Source organism: Waterburya agarophytonicola KI4, from assembly GCF_020640915.1.
GTDB classification, from domain to species: domain Bacteria; phylum Cyanobacteriota; class Cyanobacteriia; order Cyanobacteriales; family Xenococcaceae; genus Waterburya; species Waterburya agarophytonicola.
In genome coordinates, this window is record NZ_JADWDC010000032.1 from 1 (window position 1) to 15,406 (window position 15,406).

A 15,406-nucleotide genomic window follows, 5' to 3' on the forward strand; every position below is an offset into this window, starting at 1 on the left:
TTTCTTTTTTCTTACCGTATTTTCACTCTTTTAGCTACTTGTGTCAGGCAGCCAGATTTAATTCAGTATCAAATTGATAACCTTGTTTGGAGTATAGCAACATCAATTTATCGTCAAAGTGGTCACAAAGTAGATTTCTCTTCAGTACGCGACCTTGCTAATACTAGAATTAAATCTTTAAAAATGCTTGCAGTAAGACAAGCAGAAGAAGCAAAACAAAAAGCTTTAGAAGAGGAGGCTATAAAAATCGAACAAGCTCGTCTAAAAGCAGAAGCAGAAGCAAAAAAGAAAGCTAAGGAAGAAGCAAGAAAAATTGAACAAGCTCGCCAGAAAGAAATTAATAAGGATAAAGCAGAAGGAGTTTATTGGTCCAAGACAAAAGCTGATTCAAATATATATTTGTTTAGAGAAGTTTTTGAAGAAATAAAGAAAATAATAGCTAAAGAATTGGAAATAGAATCTGATAGGATAACGCCAGAGAGTCATATGTATTATGATTTAGGAGCAGAATGTGAAAATGACGTATACAAAATAGCTCTAGAAATTGAAGAAGAGTTTGATATTGAATTTGACTTAGATAACTATTCTCTTGATTGCATAAAAGATTTGTGCGATTTTGTTATCCTCAACATATAAAAATTAAAACTAATTTGTATAAGATTATTTCTCTAGTGCTTCTGCGTCTTTGCGCCTTTGCGTGAAAAAATCCCCCCAGAAAACCAGGAGGACACAAAAATAACCTAAGCTTTAACTAAGCAGCAACCAATTCCTTCTCAGTCTTAGATAACTCATTCAACAACGCGCTAACGTTAGCTTTCGCATCGCCGAATAACATTTGATTGTTATCCATATAGAACAGAGGATTATCTACCCCTGCATAACCAATACCAAGACTGCGCTTCATAACCACCACGTTTTGAGCGTTCCATACTTCCATTACGGGCATACCTGCAATGGGGCTAGAAGGATCGTCCAACGCACTAGGGTTAACAGTGTCGTTTGCACCAATTACCAGAACTACATCAGTATTAGATAGATCGTCGTTAATTTCGTCCATCTCCAACACGATATCGTAGGGTACGTTAGCTTCTGCTAACAATACGTTCATGTGTCCAGGCATTCTTCCCGCTACGGGGTGGATACCAAAACGGACTTCTTTACCGCGCTTGCGGAGGATTTTGGTAATGTCGGAAACGGAGTGTTGTGCTTGTGCAACTGCCATACCATAACCAGGTACGATGACCACGCTTTTAGCATCGTTAAGCAATTCTGCAACTTCTTCGACGTTAGTAGCGGTAGCTTCGCCCATGGGTTTTGCTTCGCCAGTGGGTGCAGCAGCACCAGAACCTTCACCAAAACCGCCAAGAATTACGCTAATAAAGGAACGGTTCATCGCTTCACACATGATGTAGCTAAGGATCGCCCCACTACTACCAACCAATGCACCAGTAACAATTAATACGTCGTTGGAAAGCATAAAGCCAGCAGCAGCAGCAGCCCAACCAGAGTAACTATTCAGCATGGAGATTACGACAGGCATATCTGCGCCACCAATACCCATGACGAGGAGGAAGCCAAGGACACAGGCTAAACCAGTCATGATTAGTAGGGGCTGTAAGCCGTTTTCTGTTCCCATAAACTGTACACCGAGAACTACCGAACCAACTAATAAAGCGATGTTGATTAAATGACGAGCGGGTAGCATAAGAGGCTTGCTACCAAATGAACCGTTGAGCTTACCAAAAGCGACAACCGAACCAGCAAAGGTAACAGCACCGATAAAGATACCGATATAAATTTCTAGTTCGTGGATCGTAGCTTCAACACCAGTTAAGCTGTTTTCGGGCTGGAGGTAGGTAGCTAAACCAACCAATACCGCAGCTAAACCCACGAAACTGTGCAGAATTGCTACAAGTTCGGGCATGGAAGTCATCGCCACTCTAGCTGCTAAAATTGAACCAACGATCGCACCAGGAACGATCGCAGCAACTAAAACGCCGTAACCATTTACCTGGGTGCTAAGGGCAGTCGCAACAAAGGCGATCGCCATACCGATAATTCCAAAAGTATTACCCTGACGGGCTGTTTCCTGGTTGGATAGTCCACCCAGGCTGAGGATAAATAAGGCACTGGCTGCAATATATGCAACCGCCACAAGATTATTTGTCATGAATTAAAAAGATGAAGGTCAGTTATGAAAATGTATCGTAGGGGCGTATGGCCATACGCCCTTACAGGATGTATGTATAGATAATTATTTCTTCTGGAACATTTTGAGCATCCGTTGAGTAACGAGGAAACCACCAGAGATGTTGATTGTTCCCACGAGAATTGCGATCGCACCTAAAATTACAGAAGGTGAAGTTAATTCACCAGATATCTGCAACATACCGCCCAGGATAATGATTCCGCTAATGGCATTGGTCACACTCATTAGTGGTGTATGCAAAGCGGGGGAAACGTTCCAAATTACCTGATAGCCAATAAAACAGGCAAGAACGAAAACGGTGAAGTGAGATAAGAAAGAAGTAGGCGCACCAATACCAATGCCTAGCAATGCTAAACCAGCTACAATCACCCATAGCATACTGCTGTTGGATTTCTTCTCTTCTTTGGCTACCTGAGTGACTACCGCTTTAGGTTTGGGAGGAGGAGTAGGAGAAGGGTTTTCGATTTTTGGTGGAGGCCAAGTTACCTTGCCTTCATGGACGATTAACGCACCGCGTACAACTTGGTCTTCGTAGTCTACCTTATAATCTTCTGCCCCACCCATGTCTTTGAGCAAGTGCCAGAGGTTTGTACCATATAGTTGACTGGACTGGGCTGCCATACGGCTTGGTAAGTCGGTTAAACCAATGATAGTTACGCCATCGTATTTGTAAACTTCGTTAGGACGAGTAACTTCACAGTTACCACCTTGTTCGGCAGCTAAATCTACTACTACAGAACCTTCTTTCATCATCTCCACCATATCGGTAAGAATGAGTTTAGGTGCTGGTCTACCTGGAATTAAAGCAGTAGTGATAATAATATCGATTTCTTTGGCTTGTTCTCTAAAGAGTGCCATCTCTGCATCGATAAATTCTTTACTCATGGTTTTGGCATAGCCACCAGAACCCGTACCGTCTTCTTCAAACTCAAGTTCGAGGAATTCTGCACCGAGACTTTCTACCTGTTCTTTTACCGCAGGACGAGTATCAAAAGCCCTAACAATTGCCCCAAGGCTTCTAGCTGCACCGATCGCTGCTAAACCAGCTACCCCCGCACCAATTACCATTACCTTGGCAGGGGGTACTTTACCTGCTGCGGTAATTTGTCCTGTAAAGAAACGACCAAAGTTATTAGCAGCTTCAATTACTGCGCGATAGCCCGCAATGTTCGCCATGGAAGACAGGGCATCCATCTTCTGGGCGCGACTGATACGCGGAACTGCATCCATGGCGATCGCCGTGGCTTTCCGCTCTGCTAGCTTGTTTAATAATTCTTCATTTTGTGCTGGCCAGATAAAGCTGATAATGGTTTTACCGTGGGGCATTACTTCGATTTCTGAATCTTCAGGGGCGCGGACTTTCAGAATTATATCGGCTTCTGACCATAAACTCGCTGCATCAGAAACTATTGTGCAGTCTGCTTCTTGATAAGCTTCGTCAGAAAAGTTAGCTGCTGCCCCTGCATTGGTTTCAACTAGAATCTCGAAGCCGAGTTTTTGCAATTTTTTAACCGTATTGGGTGTAGCAGCAACACGGCATTCATTGTTGTATATTTCTTTGGGTATGCCAATTTTACGAGGTCCAGATTTCTGATTTTCTGGCTGTTGGCTATCCTCTGCTTGTCTATCGACAGTTGCGGTCATAGATTCTCCTAAGATATTATTGACGGTAAAATATAAAACTAAGGAATTGTAACGAGCAACAGTTAAATTAAATTAAATGCTGATTCCCACAATTGATAGTTCTATATTCTTGGGGAGAGGTGGAAACTTATAGATTTATTTCGCTAAAACTGAAGCTTTAACGATTATGTTAAGAAAGCTTTATTTTATAGATATTATATTTTTACTTAGCTTAAAATATCTTGACAAAAAAATTACCTCTTTTTGTTGATTTCTGGTTGCTATCCTAAAACGATCCCCACTATTGTCTATCAATCTTTAACTTATCTTAGTAATTAGCAGATTTCTGGGGAGATTCGCTTTGCATCTCTTTACATAGGCAAAAGTGTTTATTATCTTAATCTAAATGCTATTAAAATCTTAAATTTTATTGACGATCGCTAGTTAATTATGAATGGTTATTTTATGAAAAACTAGGAGTATAAAATAAGTAAGATAAAAGATGAAGATTGGGATTATCGGTTTGGGTTTAATTGGTGGTTCTTTGGGGATAGATTTGCGATCGCCAAGCGCGAACGGAGTTCAATCCCAAGGACACTACATTATTGGCATATCCCGTCAAAAATATACCTGTAAATTAGCCCTAGAAAAAGGTATTGCTGATCGCGTGGATACTAGTTTTGAAGCTTTATCAGATGCGGAGATAATTATTGTTTGTACTCCCATGGGGGCGATCGCATCTACTGTTAAGCAAGTCATTCCCTATATTAATCCTGATACTATCATTACAGATGTTGGTTCTGTCAAATATCCCATCGTGCAAAGCTGTAGCCAGCTATGGTCAAACTTCATTGGCGGACATCCCATGGCTGGTACATCATCGAGTGGTATTGAGGCTGCAATACCCAGCTTATTTACTAATGCAGCTTATGTCTTTACTCCTTCCGAACAAAATAAACTTGAAGATGTAGAGAAACTAAAAGCGATCGCCCTACAATTAAATGCCATTCCCTATATCTGCGATGCAAAAATCCACGATCGCGCTGTTAGTTGGATTTCTCATTTACCTGTAATGGTTAGTGCGAGTTTGATTAAAGCTTGTTTGCAAGAAAAACCTGACACTTTAAAACTAGCACAAATTCTTGCTAGTTCAGGGTTTAAGGATACAAGCCGCGTAGGTGGTGGTAATCCAGAATTAGGTGTAATGATGGCAAAATATAATCGAGAGGAGTTATTGCGATCGCTTTATAGTTATCGGGATAATTTGGATGGAATTATTAGTTTAATTGAAGAGGAAAATTGGCAAGATTTATCAGGTATTTTAACTAGTAATGGAGAGGCTAGACCGAAGTTTTTAAATTAGATGATTATGAGTATATGAGATAATCTAAACTGTGATTTAGAAAATCCTTTCTCCAGAATCCAAGGAAGTAAATATGACGATACATTCCCAACTAGCAGAAGCCTTAACTCAGAAAAATGCACTCAAGGTAATTAGTGGTTTAAACAACTTCGATCGCGATCGCGTAACAGCAGTAGTCAAAGCTGCCGAAGCTGGTGGTGCAACATTTGTCGATATTGCTGCCGAACCTACTTTAGTTGAAACAATTCGTAACTTAACTAACTTACCTATTTGCGTCTCGGCTGTAAAACCAGAATTATTTATTAGTGCGGTTAATGCTGGTGCAGATTTGATTGAAATAGGAAATTTTGATAGCTTCTACGCTCAAGGAATTAGATTTGAAGCAGAAGAAGTTCTAGAATTAACTGTCAAAACTCGTTCCCTTCTACCTCAGATCGCGCTTTCTGTAACCGTTCCTCATATTTTGGCATTAGACGAACAAGTTAAATTAGCCGAAAAACTAGTCCAAGCAGGTGCAGACATCATTCAAACCGAAGGCGGAACCAGCATTCAACCCCTAAACCCAGGAGTAAGAGGTTTAATCGAAAAAGCAGCGCCGACTTTGGCTGCTGCCCATAGTATTGCTCGTGGGGTAAATGTTCCCGTGCTTTGTGCTTCTGGTTTATCTAGCGTCACCGTACCAATGGCGATCGCTGCTGGTGCTGCTGGTGTTGGTGTTGGTTCGGCAATCAATCAGTTAAACAACGAAGTAGCAATGGTTGCAGTAGTTCGCAGCCTGGTTGAAGCTTTAAATAGTTACCAGTTATCAGCGATCGGCAATCAGTAATCACTAATTACTAATTACTAATTACCCCAGGCAATCTTTAAGAGCATAGGCGACTCGTTCTTGTTCTGCTTGAGAGATGCCAGGAAACATTGGTAAAGATAATACTTCGCGGGCAGCTTGTTCGACAATGGGCAACTGTCCTTTTTTATATCCCAAATCTCGATACACAGGTTGGAGGTGCAGGGGAATGGGGTAATAGATCATCGAAATAATTTCCTGTTGTTGCAAACATTCCTTGACCCTATCTCTAGAAGTTTTCTGGCTAGTAGATGATTTGCGATCGCCTACACAAATTGTATATTGATTCCAAACACTATTACCTCCTGATATTGCTTGAGGTAATTTAATCAAAGTAATAGCATTTAAAAGTTCGTGATAATATTTGGCAGCAGTAGCGCGCTGTTCGTTCCAAAAATCTAAATGGCGCAACTTGATCGATAAAATAGCAGCTTGAATACCATCAATTCGACTGTTAATGCCAATAGAATCATGGCGATATCGTTCGGGGGAGCCGTGTTCTTTGAGAATTCTCATCTGTTTGGCGATCGCCGGATCGTTAGTCGTCACCGCACCACCATCGCCACAAGCACCTAAATTCTTAGTCGGAAAAAAGCTAAAACATCCCACATGACCGATACTACCGACTTTTTGTTCTTGCCAGCTAGCACCCGTAGCTTGAGCGCAATCTTCTATGACGATTAGATTATGAGTTTTGGCGATCGCCATTAACCCAGTCATATCCACGGGTTGTCCGAATAAATGAACGGGAACAATTGCTTTAGTTTGGGGCGAGATCGCTTTTTCTACCTGGGCTAAATTAAAATTAAATGTATCGATATCTATATCCACAAATATCGGTTTTGCTCCGACTCGGCTAATGACTTCGGCAGTAGCAAAAAAAGTAAAAGGACTAGTTATTACTTCATCTCCCTCACCAATATTCAAAGCTCTCAAAGCCAAATAAAGAGCATCCGTACCAGAATTGCAGCTAACACAGGAACTTACTCCAGTATATTGGGCAAATTGCTGTTCAAAAGTAGCAACTGCTTTTCCTCCTATATAATTTCCAGAGTTAAGAATTTCGAGAACAGCCAAATTAGCTTCTTCACTAATTAGTTCATATTGTCGAGTTAAATCGACTGGTGGAATCTTATTCACTCGCTTAGGTTAAAAATATTACTTTAGATTTTAGATAATTTAAGAATTAATCATTCAATTTCAATATAGAGTAGCGCGAAAAACTGCGATTTAGTTGTAATCAATCTTAGATTGCAGTCAAATGTACCGATAGAGAGCAGTCAACTTGCTATAATCAGCGTTAAACCAAATCTCAAATAGATAGATAAAAATGACAGACTGGCAGGTAGTGAGTGGTGGAGTAACTGCACCCAAAGGATTCATTGCAGCAGGAATTTCGGCGGGATTAAAATCGACAGGAGCAAAAGATCTGGCGTTGATCTTATCCCAAACCGATGCGATCGCAGCAGGAGTATTTACCACTTCTCAGGTTCGTGCTGCTTGTGTCGATTACTGTCGTAAATGTCTGCAAAAAAAAGCCAGTGCTAGAGTGATTCTTTGTAATGCAGGACAAGCAAATGCAGCTACAGGAGAGTCAGGCTGGGAAGATGCCAAAGAAAGTGCCAAACTCATCGGACAAGAATTAAATATTCCTGCGGATGCTGTCTTGCTCGCTTCTACAGGAGTAATCGGACAGAGAATTAAAATGGACAAGTTGCGGGAGGGAATTACCCCTTTAGTTAGAGCAGCAACGGAGAATGGGGGAACAGATGCAGCCAAAGCTATTGTTACTACAGATTTAGTAATCAAGGAAATTGCCCTAGAAACAACTATAGAAGGTCGTCCCGTACGTATTGGGGGAATAGCCAAGGGTTCGGGGATGATTGCCCCTAATATGGCAACTATGTTGGGATTTATTACCTGCGATGCTGCGGTATCTACCAGTTTGTGGCAAGAAATGCTCAAGCGAGCCGTCAATAAAAGTTTTAATCAGATTACCGTTGATGGAGATACTAGTACTAATGACTGCGTACTTGCTTTGGCTAACGGGCAGTCGCGCACCACTGCTATTACAGAAAAGAGTCAAAATGCTCAAAAATTAGAAGCAATGCTGACAGAAGTATGTCAGTATTTAGCCAAAGCGATCGCTCGCGATGGAGAAGGAGCAACTTGTTTGATTGAAGTACAAGTATCTGGCGCACAAAGCGATGCGGCTGCTTCAACAGTAGCTAAAACTATTGTCGGTTCATCTTTGGTTAAATCGGCTGTATTTGGTAGAGATCCCAATTGGGGAAGAATTGCAGCAGCAGCAGGTAGAGCAGGGGTTAAGTTTCACCAAGATGAGTTGAATATCAAGCTAGGGGATATGGTGTTAATGAAAAATGGTCAACCCCAAGACTTCGATCGCAACGGGGCTAGCAACTATCTCGCCTCAGCAGCAGCAGGGGAATATTTGAAATCTGATACAGTATTGATTTCTGTTAATATTGGTGTGGGATCGGGTACGAGTACTGCCTGGGGATGCGATCTAACCTACAAATACGTTGAAATAAATGCGGAATATACTACCTAAGTTAGGGAAGTTCATTTTTCTACCAAGCGAAACAATAATAATTGACTGACTTGTTCTTCGTTAAAATTGTTATCGCTAATTAATAACAGACTTCTACTACCATCTGGTAAACGAGGTCCTTCGGTCATTCCTTCGAGATTATCGAGATAAATCCCCAAATCTTGGAGATCTAATACAAGCTGCTTTTTGAGAGTGCGTAGTTGACCCAAATCCCCTTTAAGACTATTAATATTGCTGGTGTCGGTAGCATTAGCGATCGCCAACTGAAATATTTTTGCTCCCGCACCAGTGAAGCCAAAAGTCCTTTCTAAACTGAGAAAATATCCCTCGGTTTGCAGTGCTAATAATTCGGTTAAGCCATTGGAAATAACTTCTATAGGTGCGGGTTCGAGTAGATATAAATGCTCTGCAACCAAGACGGGATTACCTAGGGGATTGATTAGATAATGTAAAAGACGAATACGTGATCGCTCGTTTCCTTCAAAAGACTCGTCTTGAATTAAGGATGATTCTGTAGCGGTAAAAAGTCTGAAAGGATCTTCGGGTAAGCCTACACGATTGATAGTCAGAGATTCAAAGGCGAGGTTTTCTTGGACTCCTTGAGGTTTATCTGGATCTTCACTAGCTAAAAAACGTTGCGGTAAGCGGACATCGGAAATTTGTTTGCCAGTTTCTAATTCAAATTCCCTAATAAAAGGCTGGATATTTTTGGTAGTATCGCCCTCGCTAGAAATAAAGATGGTATTTCTTGGGGAAAGAGCTATTCCTTCGGGATCTATTTTTTCTACGGGATAGTTATTCCCCTGCTCATCTTTGATGAGAGTAACTTCTGCTGGCTGAAAACTATCGATCTTGATGTTTTTATCCTTAGTTTGTTTTACCTGTAGTTTAAAGGTATAAAAACGGGCGGGGGAGCGTTTACCGCGATCGTCGGATAAGACATAAAATTTATCTTCCTCACGGTTATAGGCGATCGCCGATAAGCCTCCAACAACGGTATTTTTAAACTTTGTTTGAGGAATTTCGTATTGATCTAAAAACTCTAAAGAAAAATTACGAAACATCCTTGCTTCTGCCGATACTCTTTGAGGTGGATTACAGGCTGTTAAGGAAAAGATGCTACAGACGAGAAAAATATTAACTAAATATCTGAAGGGAAATTTACAGATGCTTTGGCGAAGCCTAAACAAGTTATCGCTCACAATTTTTTGACGCTAAAACCTACATTAATCAATCTACCAGAGTAACTACCGATCGCTTTATCAAGCCCTTCAGGCTGAAGTAATAAGTAATCAAATATTTAGCTTAGCTGCGGGATAGCTTAGTTGAGATAATTTGGATAATTTCCTGGCGGTAAATAAAAGCCAGAGCATTAATTGTCAAACAGGTAGTCCCCAAACCAAACAAAATAAACGTCACGGGGGTAATTACGCCAATAATAAACCAAGTAGAAACATGAAGAAATAGGGCAATCGCCAAAACTGAGGCAATTCCCATCGACCAAAGTATTTTAACTAACGATTGATTCTTGATTATCAAAACCAACGTAGCGATCGTCATCAATAAATTAGCTGGGACGAGAAACGAACATATTGCTACACAATGTTGGCGAGAGAATTCAAATATTGACTGAGGATCGAACATAAATTTAGTTAAAAGTATTTATACTCATGATTAAAATTTTAAGCCGTTAGTTATGGGAAAAGAAACTACAAGTGATAAATGATACATGACTTAACTGTTCGATTCCAATTCGATTTCTGTTTCTAAAATTTCTTGGGCAGTAATGCCATCACCCTGAAATCCAAAATACCATAGAGAAGCTGCTGCTTCAGCTCGGGTTACGGGTTTTTTGGGCTGAAATAAAGTAGTAAAACCAAAAATACGTCTGACATTAGAGCGATCGCCATTTTGATAGTCTGCATATAAGGCTCTCACCGCCGAGGAATCGATGTTAGCTGCATCTTGAAACCCCCAGCTTTTTTCGATGGCTTCAATGGATGCTTTGGGTAGAGCTTGACGAGTATCTAGAGGCACTTTCCAAGTTACTAAATCTTCTCTAGTTAAGGGAGCATCGGGTCTAAATAATAATTTAGTACTATCTTGTGTCAACCGAGAAGGTACTAACCCCGCTTCTGCCAAACCTTGGATTGCACCAAAATCTGGATTGTCGCTTTTGATATCTTGAAAAGCTGCTTCGCTAGTGTTGTTGGCTACATAGATTTTTTTGCCTAGATCTCCTTCATGATAGCGATTATTGGCAGCAATTAACCAACGAGCATATTCTCCCCTAGTGATAATGGCATTGGGAGCAAATTTACTCACCTCCACATTACCTTCCTTGGTATAGGGAGTTAAAATCCCCAAAGCAGCGACGGTGTCTAAAGGTTGGCTCAATTGTTCGGGAACATTATCGAGATCGGAAAAATTGTCATCTGAAGCCCGAATATAGGTGTTATTTTCTGGGGCTAGATTTTCTGGCTGGTTTCTGGCTAGATCGAGAGATGGTTGGACTTGGTTGTTGGTATTTTTTTCTAGCTTATCTTTGTCTTTGGTGATGGTTGGCTTTTGGGGGGGATCGATCGCAGTAAGATCTGCTTCGGGATCTAGATCTACTGATGCAATATCCGATTGGGCAATATCTTGCTCTAGGGGTTCGTAGATTGCAGACAGTTTTGTACCGTCGTTACCTGTCTGGCTATTACTCGATCGCAAAAGAGTTAAATGAACCTTGCGATCGCCTTTAGTGGCGATCGCTCTCGCTATTTCTGAATTAGGATTTAATTGAAACGGTTTAATAATTTCCCAATCGTTGGCGGTTAATTCTGCTTGATAATAATCGGCGATCGCTTTACTATTATCCGAGCTAGTCCAGGTTAACATTCCCGATGCTATATTTTTGCCTGTTTTGACTTCTTTTAGTTGGGCTTGGGGATAGATAGGAAAAGAGGCGGGAAAACTTTCAGGTATACTGTTGCTAGCTTTTTCTAATTTGAGATTAGGAGAATTATCTTTAAATGTTATTTCTTCTTCGGTGTTTTTCAGCTCGTTATTGGAAGCAATTTTTCGCTCTTCTGCTTCTGCTTTTACTTGAGTATTTGTTTGAGTACGATTTTCGATCAGCTTGGGATCTGCCCTTACCATACTCTCTAGTGCCGAACTATTACCGCAGCTTGCCAGTAGCGTTAATAAACCAGTAAATAAAATACCTTTAACCACTTGTGGGTTATTTTGCTTTAATAACATAGCTACTTGCTGAAATTGATAATCATCTAATTTCTAATTTTAGATCGAGATTAGATTATTTTTCCCAACGAACCACATACCATTGGAGATATTTGTCCGCACCAATGTCTAATTCAAAATAATTTTCTAACAAATGTTGCGCCTGTAACTCTACAGCATCAAACTGTTCTAATTCTCTAGGGAGAACAACTTCATCCAATAGTAAAAGATTGACTAACTTGTCTTGCAAGTCTTTAACAGTCATAAACTGTTCTTCGCGATCGCTTTCGAGGACAACATAGCCATCCTCCTGATACATGATAGAGTCTGCCATGATAGGTTTGGTGTGAAATTATTGGTCAATTAATTATGACTCTAATTATGGCTCGATAACATTTCCCATAAAAATTATGCTTTCGGTAATATCATCTCGAATAGCAAAAAAGAAAGGACGGTTAACATTCATCTTAAATGATTCATTTTCCGTTTGAACTGAGGTGATCCGAATCCCAATAGAAGTAACCCCCGCTGCTTCTGTACCTTCTTCATTTACTTCAATGAATGTTTTGTGCTTAACTCCATCTACCGCTACAGAAAGATCCGTCATCGCCGAAAAATCTGCTTGAGAGGAATCAAAGACTTGCTCGATCCCCAACTCAGACAAAGATTCTGTTAAATCCAATTCATATTCCAGCTTAAAACGGGGAATGGTGATCTTACCATCACGCGATCGCATACTACTAATCCACTCTTGCCAATTATCGTAATTCAGTTGTTGGTTAAACTCAGCCAAACTGCTAGTTTCTTGAGGAAGAAAAATATACATACCCAATTCCTCTTTCTCACCATAAGGCAATCTTACTGCTTGAAAGCGATCGCTTTGGTAATAGCGATAATCTCCTGTCTGACTCATCATCGGTTGAGATTTAGAATCATTAGCAGCGGTATAAAAAGGCTGTTCAACAGTTGCATCCACGTCAAATTTCTTTGCCCAAATCCCTTTAAAGTAAATGGCATTAATCAAATAAAGCGCGTCATCGGCAGAAACCGAATCAACTATCTCAGAAATCTGGTTGGCAGTATTGCTAGCCACCCAGTCATTAATCGTATTTTTAGCTTGAGAGTCGGCAAAATCTAAATTAGTGACTTCTGCTTGATAAAATTCTTTAGCATTATTAACAAACGAATCCTTGAGGGTAATGTCTCGATTAACCCAAAGAGAATTAGCGATCGCCAATTTTACATTAGGATCGGCAGTTTTTAGGTTTTCAATTAATTTACCATAGCTATTATCCATGGTTGCAGGGTCTAATAAATCCAATTCCAAGACTGTAGTCATTTCTGCTTTTGTTGACCCATCTGTGCCGTTTCTAGCCATAGCTAAAGCGATCGCAATACTACTGGGAGAAATCACAATATTAGCTTCAGGTTGTTGCTGGCTAATCTGAGTCCATAAATTAAAGCCAAAACGATTATTCGCACTAGCCAATTGACTCGTCTGTGTTTTTGTCTCAGCGCGATCGGCTATTAGCTGAGAAGATGGAGAATTAGAACCAACTGGATCGACAGAATGAATTGAATTAGCTTCTTGTTGAGATACCATCCCTGCCAAAAACAAAAGCAAACTGACACCAAGAGTTCCTAAAATTGTATTACGATTCATTCGCTACAGAAAATATATAGTGCAGAGTATCATAGCTGAAGACAAGGTTAATCTAGTTTATGTTCCCCAAGGCGATCTATATATTTCAACCCATGTTAGAAAATTTTTATTGACCTAGATTTTGTTCTAACCTATGTTATCTATGTCTAAGGTTAAAAGATTCAAGCGGTCATAACCTAAACTGTTTAAGAACTAATTTGAGCCAAAACATTACTGGAGGTAATTAGCTACCGTGAATTTTCTGGAAATAATTGAAAAAGGTGGTATTTCAATGTATCCCCTATTATTGCTTTCAATCTTGTCTATCTCCACTATATTAGAACGATTATTGTTTTGGTCAAGAGTTGTTTTTAAAGAGAAAAAGATATTTAACCGCATTATGGAAGCTGCGGAAAGAAATTGGGATTTAGTAGGGAAAATTGCTCAAGAACATATCAACCATCCTTTGGGTAATTTTGTTTATTCCCCTTTTAGACTGTCTAACCCAGATCCTGATATGTTTCATCTTGCCCTAGAATCGGCAGCAGAAGAACAATTAGCTAGAATGCGCAAGGGAGACAAATTATTAGAAGCAATTATTGCTCTTTCTCCTTTATTAGGTTTGTTTGGTACAGTTTGGGGTCTAATTCAAGCCTTAAGTTCGATTAAAATTAGCGACTTGGGGACAGCAGATTCTTCTGGCGTAACCTTGGGTATTGGCGAATCCTTGATTTCTACCGCTGTAGGATTATTGGTGGCAATTATTAGTTTGAGTTTTTATCGTTTGTTTCAAGCTTTTTGGTCGAATCAAATTCGGATCTTGCGTCGCATGGGAAGCCGTCTAGAGGTTATGTACCGCGATCGCTGGATGCGATCGGGATCGGAAGAATCAGAGGGAATAATTCCAGGGGATGATGAGTATTCTTTTATTAACATCAAACCGCCAATGACCAATGACCAATAACTAATAACTAATAACCAATTACTATCGTGAATCCTAAAAAAAGATATAATCTCAAACCAATAAAGCCAATGAAACTTTGGCAGGATGATAGCGAAACCAGCGGGGCTAATATTGAAATTTTGCCCCTAATTGACGTTATTTTCTGTATTTTGACCTTTTTTATTTTGGCAGCAGTTAATTTCTCTCGCCAACAAGCCATTAGTTTAGATTTACCTCAAGCTAAAACTGGTACGCCTCAGCTACAAAATATTTTGATCGTCACCATAGACGATCTCGGTCAGTTGTATGTAGATAAAGACCTCGTTAATCGCAGCGATCTAGCTTGGGAAATCAAGAAATACAATCAAGCCAATCCCGATGGTTTGATGACCTTATATGCAGCGAAAAACTCTACCTATAGAGAAGTAGTAGAAGTATTAGATATCCTCAGAGAAGTGGGAGGCAATCGTGTGGCTTTGGCGACGCTTCCCGAAGGTTCTCAAGCACCCACAACACCACCTACTCCTGGGGTAAATCCAGCTATTCCTGGTAGCGTTAATCCTTTTGCTAATCCCCCCAATCCTCCTGCACCCTAATAATCCCTTTTTGTTCTTCGTTTCTCAATTTGCGATCGCTCTTGTTTGCCAACAATCATCTAGCCAATTAATTAGTTCGTGACGGGGTGAGTTCTTTTGTCTTAAAACACTCCAAATTTGAATCGCGGTGGTTGGACTGTATAAATTTACTCGCAAAGGTTCGTTCGTAGCACATTTACACTCAATACCTAAAGCCTTGAGGCGACGATATACTTCCCATCGATAAGACCATTTAACGTCTAAAATACTTGTCGGCAAGCATTTTAGCTCTTTTCCACGCTCCTGTTCTGGCTGTAGGCGATCGCTATTATTCATATTTTATATTCTCCTGTGATTTATACATCTCAATTGGGACAAAACAATAAAAGCAATAATATTGACTATTGAGA

15 protein-coding genes are annotated in these 15,406 nt (G+C 40.2%); 6 read left to right on the plus strand and 9 right to left on the minus strand.

Features of this window, described 5'->3' with window-relative positions; all coding sequences use genetic code 11:
* A partial coding sequence (locus I4641_RS13215) for a phosphopantetheine-binding protein (protein ID WP_369426787.1) occupies positions 1-636 on the plus strand: 636 nt, incomplete at its 5' end.
* Positions 637-751: 115 nt separating this feature from the next.
* On the opposite strand, the gene pntB is transcribed toward I4641_RS13215, so the two are convergent.
* Together pntB and pntA are read right to left on the minus strand one after the other, a co-directional pair.
* The gene (gene pntB / locus I4641_RS13220) at positions 752-2,170 is read right to left on the minus strand and encodes a Re/Si-specific NAD(P)(+) transhydrogenase subunit beta (protein ID WP_229641005.1); all 1,419 of its coding nucleotides are present in this window, start codon (positions 2,168-2,170) and stop codon (positions 752-754) included.
* 84 nt (positions 2,171-2,254) lie between these two features.
* Positions 2,255-3,853, minus strand: coding sequence for a Re/Si-specific NAD(P)(+) transhydrogenase subunit alpha (gene pntA, locus I4641_RS13225; protein WP_229641006.1), 1,599 nt, complete (start codon positions 3,851-3,853; stop codon positions 2,255-2,257).
* Between the two features lie 481 nt (positions 3,854-4,334).
* On the opposite strand from pntA, the gene I4641_RS13230 reads away from it, so the two are divergent.
* Positions 4,335-5,195: a prephenate/arogenate dehydrogenase gene (locus I4641_RS13230; protein WP_229641007.1), complete on the plus strand. Its 861-nt coding sequence runs from the start codon at positions 4,335-4,337 to the stop codon at positions 5,193-5,195.
* A 73-nt stretch (positions 5,196-5,268) separates the two neighbouring features.
* Positions 5,269-6,021 carry a DUF561 domain-containing protein gene (locus I4641_RS13235; protein ID WP_229641008.1) on the plus strand — a complete coding sequence of 251 codons (753 nt, stop codon included), beginning with the start codon at positions 5,269-5,271 and terminating at the stop codon, positions 6,019-6,021.
* Between the two features lie 21 nt (positions 6,022-6,042).
* Here I4641_RS13235 and I4641_RS13240 read toward each other — a convergent pair whose 3' ends face one another.
* Entirely contained in the window at positions 6,043-7,179 is a 1,137-nt protein-coding gene (locus tag I4641_RS13240; protein ID WP_229641009.1) for a DegT/DnrJ/EryC1/StrS family aminotransferase, read from the minus strand.
* 190 nt (positions 7,180-7,369) lie between these two features.
* Between I4641_RS13240 and argJ the strand changes: the two genes are divergently transcribed.
* The gene (gene argJ / locus I4641_RS13245) at positions 7,370-8,611 is read left to right on the plus strand and encodes a bifunctional ornithine acetyltransferase/N-acetylglutamate synthase (protein WP_229641010.1); all 1,242 of its coding nucleotides are present in this window, start codon (positions 7,370-7,372) and stop codon (positions 8,609-8,611) included.
* A gap of 11 nt (positions 8,612-8,622) precedes the next feature.
* Here the strand turns inward: argJ and I4641_RS13250 are convergent, their stop codons facing one another.
* The 5 genes from I4641_RS13250 to I4641_RS13270 all read right to left on the minus strand — a co-directional run bounded on the left by I4641_RS13250 (position 8,623) and on the right by I4641_RS13270 (position 13,499).
* Positions 8,623-9,813: an esterase-like activity of phytase family protein gene (locus tag I4641_RS13250; protein ID WP_229641011.1), complete on the minus strand. Its 1,191-nt coding sequence runs from the start codon at positions 9,811-9,813 to the stop codon at positions 8,623-8,625.
* Between the two features lie 103 nt (positions 9,814-9,916).
* Positions 9,917-10,255: a hypothetical protein gene (locus tag I4641_RS13255; protein ID WP_229641012.1), complete on the minus strand. Its 339-nt coding sequence runs from the start codon at positions 10,253-10,255 to the stop codon at positions 9,917-9,919.
* A 90-nt stretch (positions 10,256-10,345) separates the two neighbouring features.
* Complete coding sequence (locus I4641_RS13260; RefSeq protein ID WP_229641013.1) at positions 10,346-11,857, minus strand: S-layer homology domain-containing protein; 1,512 nt, start codon at positions 11,855-11,857, stop codon at positions 10,346-10,348.
* A 55-nt stretch (positions 11,858-11,912) separates the two neighbouring features.
* Complete coding sequence (locus tag I4641_RS13265; protein WP_229641014.1) at positions 11,913-12,170, minus strand: CRR7 family NDH-1 assembly protein; 258 nt, start codon at positions 12,168-12,170, stop codon at positions 11,913-11,915.
* A 45-nt stretch (positions 12,171-12,215) separates the two neighbouring features.
* Positions 12,216-13,499 (minus strand): serpin family protein, encoded by a 1,284-nt coding sequence (locus I4641_RS13270; protein ID WP_229641015.1) that lies wholly within the window; start codon positions 13,497-13,499, stop codon positions 12,216-12,218.
* Between the two features lie 232 nt (positions 13,500-13,731).
* Between I4641_RS13270 and I4641_RS13275 the strand changes: the two genes are divergently transcribed.
* Both I4641_RS13275 and I4641_RS13280 read left to right on the plus strand, forming a co-directional pair.
* Positions 13,732-14,442 (plus strand): MotA/TolQ/ExbB proton channel family protein, encoded by a 711-nt coding sequence (locus I4641_RS13275; RefSeq protein ID WP_229641016.1) that lies wholly within the window; start codon positions 13,732-13,734, stop codon positions 14,440-14,442.
* Positions 14,443-14,510: 68 nt separating this feature from the next.
* On the plus strand, positions 14,511-15,017 hold the full coding sequence (locus tag I4641_RS13280; RefSeq protein ID WP_229641017.1) for an ExbD/TolR family protein: 507 nt from the start codon (positions 14,511-14,513) through the stop codon (positions 15,015-15,017).
* Between the two features lie 24 nt (positions 15,018-15,041).
* On the opposite strand, the gene I4641_RS13285 is transcribed toward I4641_RS13280, so the two are convergent.
* The gene (locus I4641_RS13285) at positions 15,042-15,332 is read right to left on the minus strand and encodes an Asr1405/Asl0597 family protein (protein WP_229641018.1); all 291 of its coding nucleotides are present in this window, start codon (positions 15,330-15,332) and stop codon (positions 15,042-15,044) included.
* Positions 15,333-15,406 lie beyond the last annotated feature (74 nt).

Coding starts and splice junctions, on each gene's coding strand:
- pntB (WP_229641005.1), bottom strand. CDS start 2,170: ATGACAAATAATCTTGTGGCGGTTGCATATATTGCAGCCAGTGCCTTA.
- pntA (WP_229641006.1), bottom strand. CDS start 3,853: ATGACCGCAACTGTCGATAGACAAGCAGAGGATAGCCAACAGCCAGAA.
- I4641_RS13230 (WP_229641007.1), top strand. CDS start 4,335: ATGAAGATTGGGATTATCGGTTTGGGTTTAATTGGTGGTTCTTTGGGG.
- I4641_RS13235 (WP_229641008.1), top strand. CDS start 5,269: ATGACGATACATTCCCAACTAGCAGAAGCCTTAACTCAGAAAAATGCA.
- argJ (WP_229641010.1), top strand. CDS start 7,370: ATGACAGACTGGCAGGTAGTGAGTGGTGGAGTAACTGCACCCAAAGGA.
- I4641_RS13255 (WP_229641012.1), bottom strand. CDS start 10,255: ATGTTCGATCCTCAGTCAATATTTGAATTCTCTCGCCAACATTGTGTA.
- I4641_RS13260 (WP_229641013.1), bottom strand. CDS start 11,857: ATGTTATTAAAGCAAAATAACCCACAAGTGGTTAAAGGTATTTTATTT.
- I4641_RS13265 (WP_229641014.1), bottom strand. CDS start 12,170: ATGGCAGACTCTATCATGTATCAGGAGGATGGCTATGTTGTCCTCGAA.
- I4641_RS13270 (WP_229641015.1), bottom strand. CDS start 13,499: ATGAATCGTAATACAATTTTAGGAACTCTTGGTGTCAGTTTGCTTTTG.
- I4641_RS13280 (WP_229641017.1), top strand. CDS start 14,511: ATGAAACTTTGGCAGGATGATAGCGAAACCAGCGGGGCTAATATTGAA.
- I4641_RS13285 (WP_229641018.1), bottom strand. CDS start 15,332: ATGAATAATAGCGATCGCCTACAGCCAGAACAGGAGCGTGGAAAAGAG.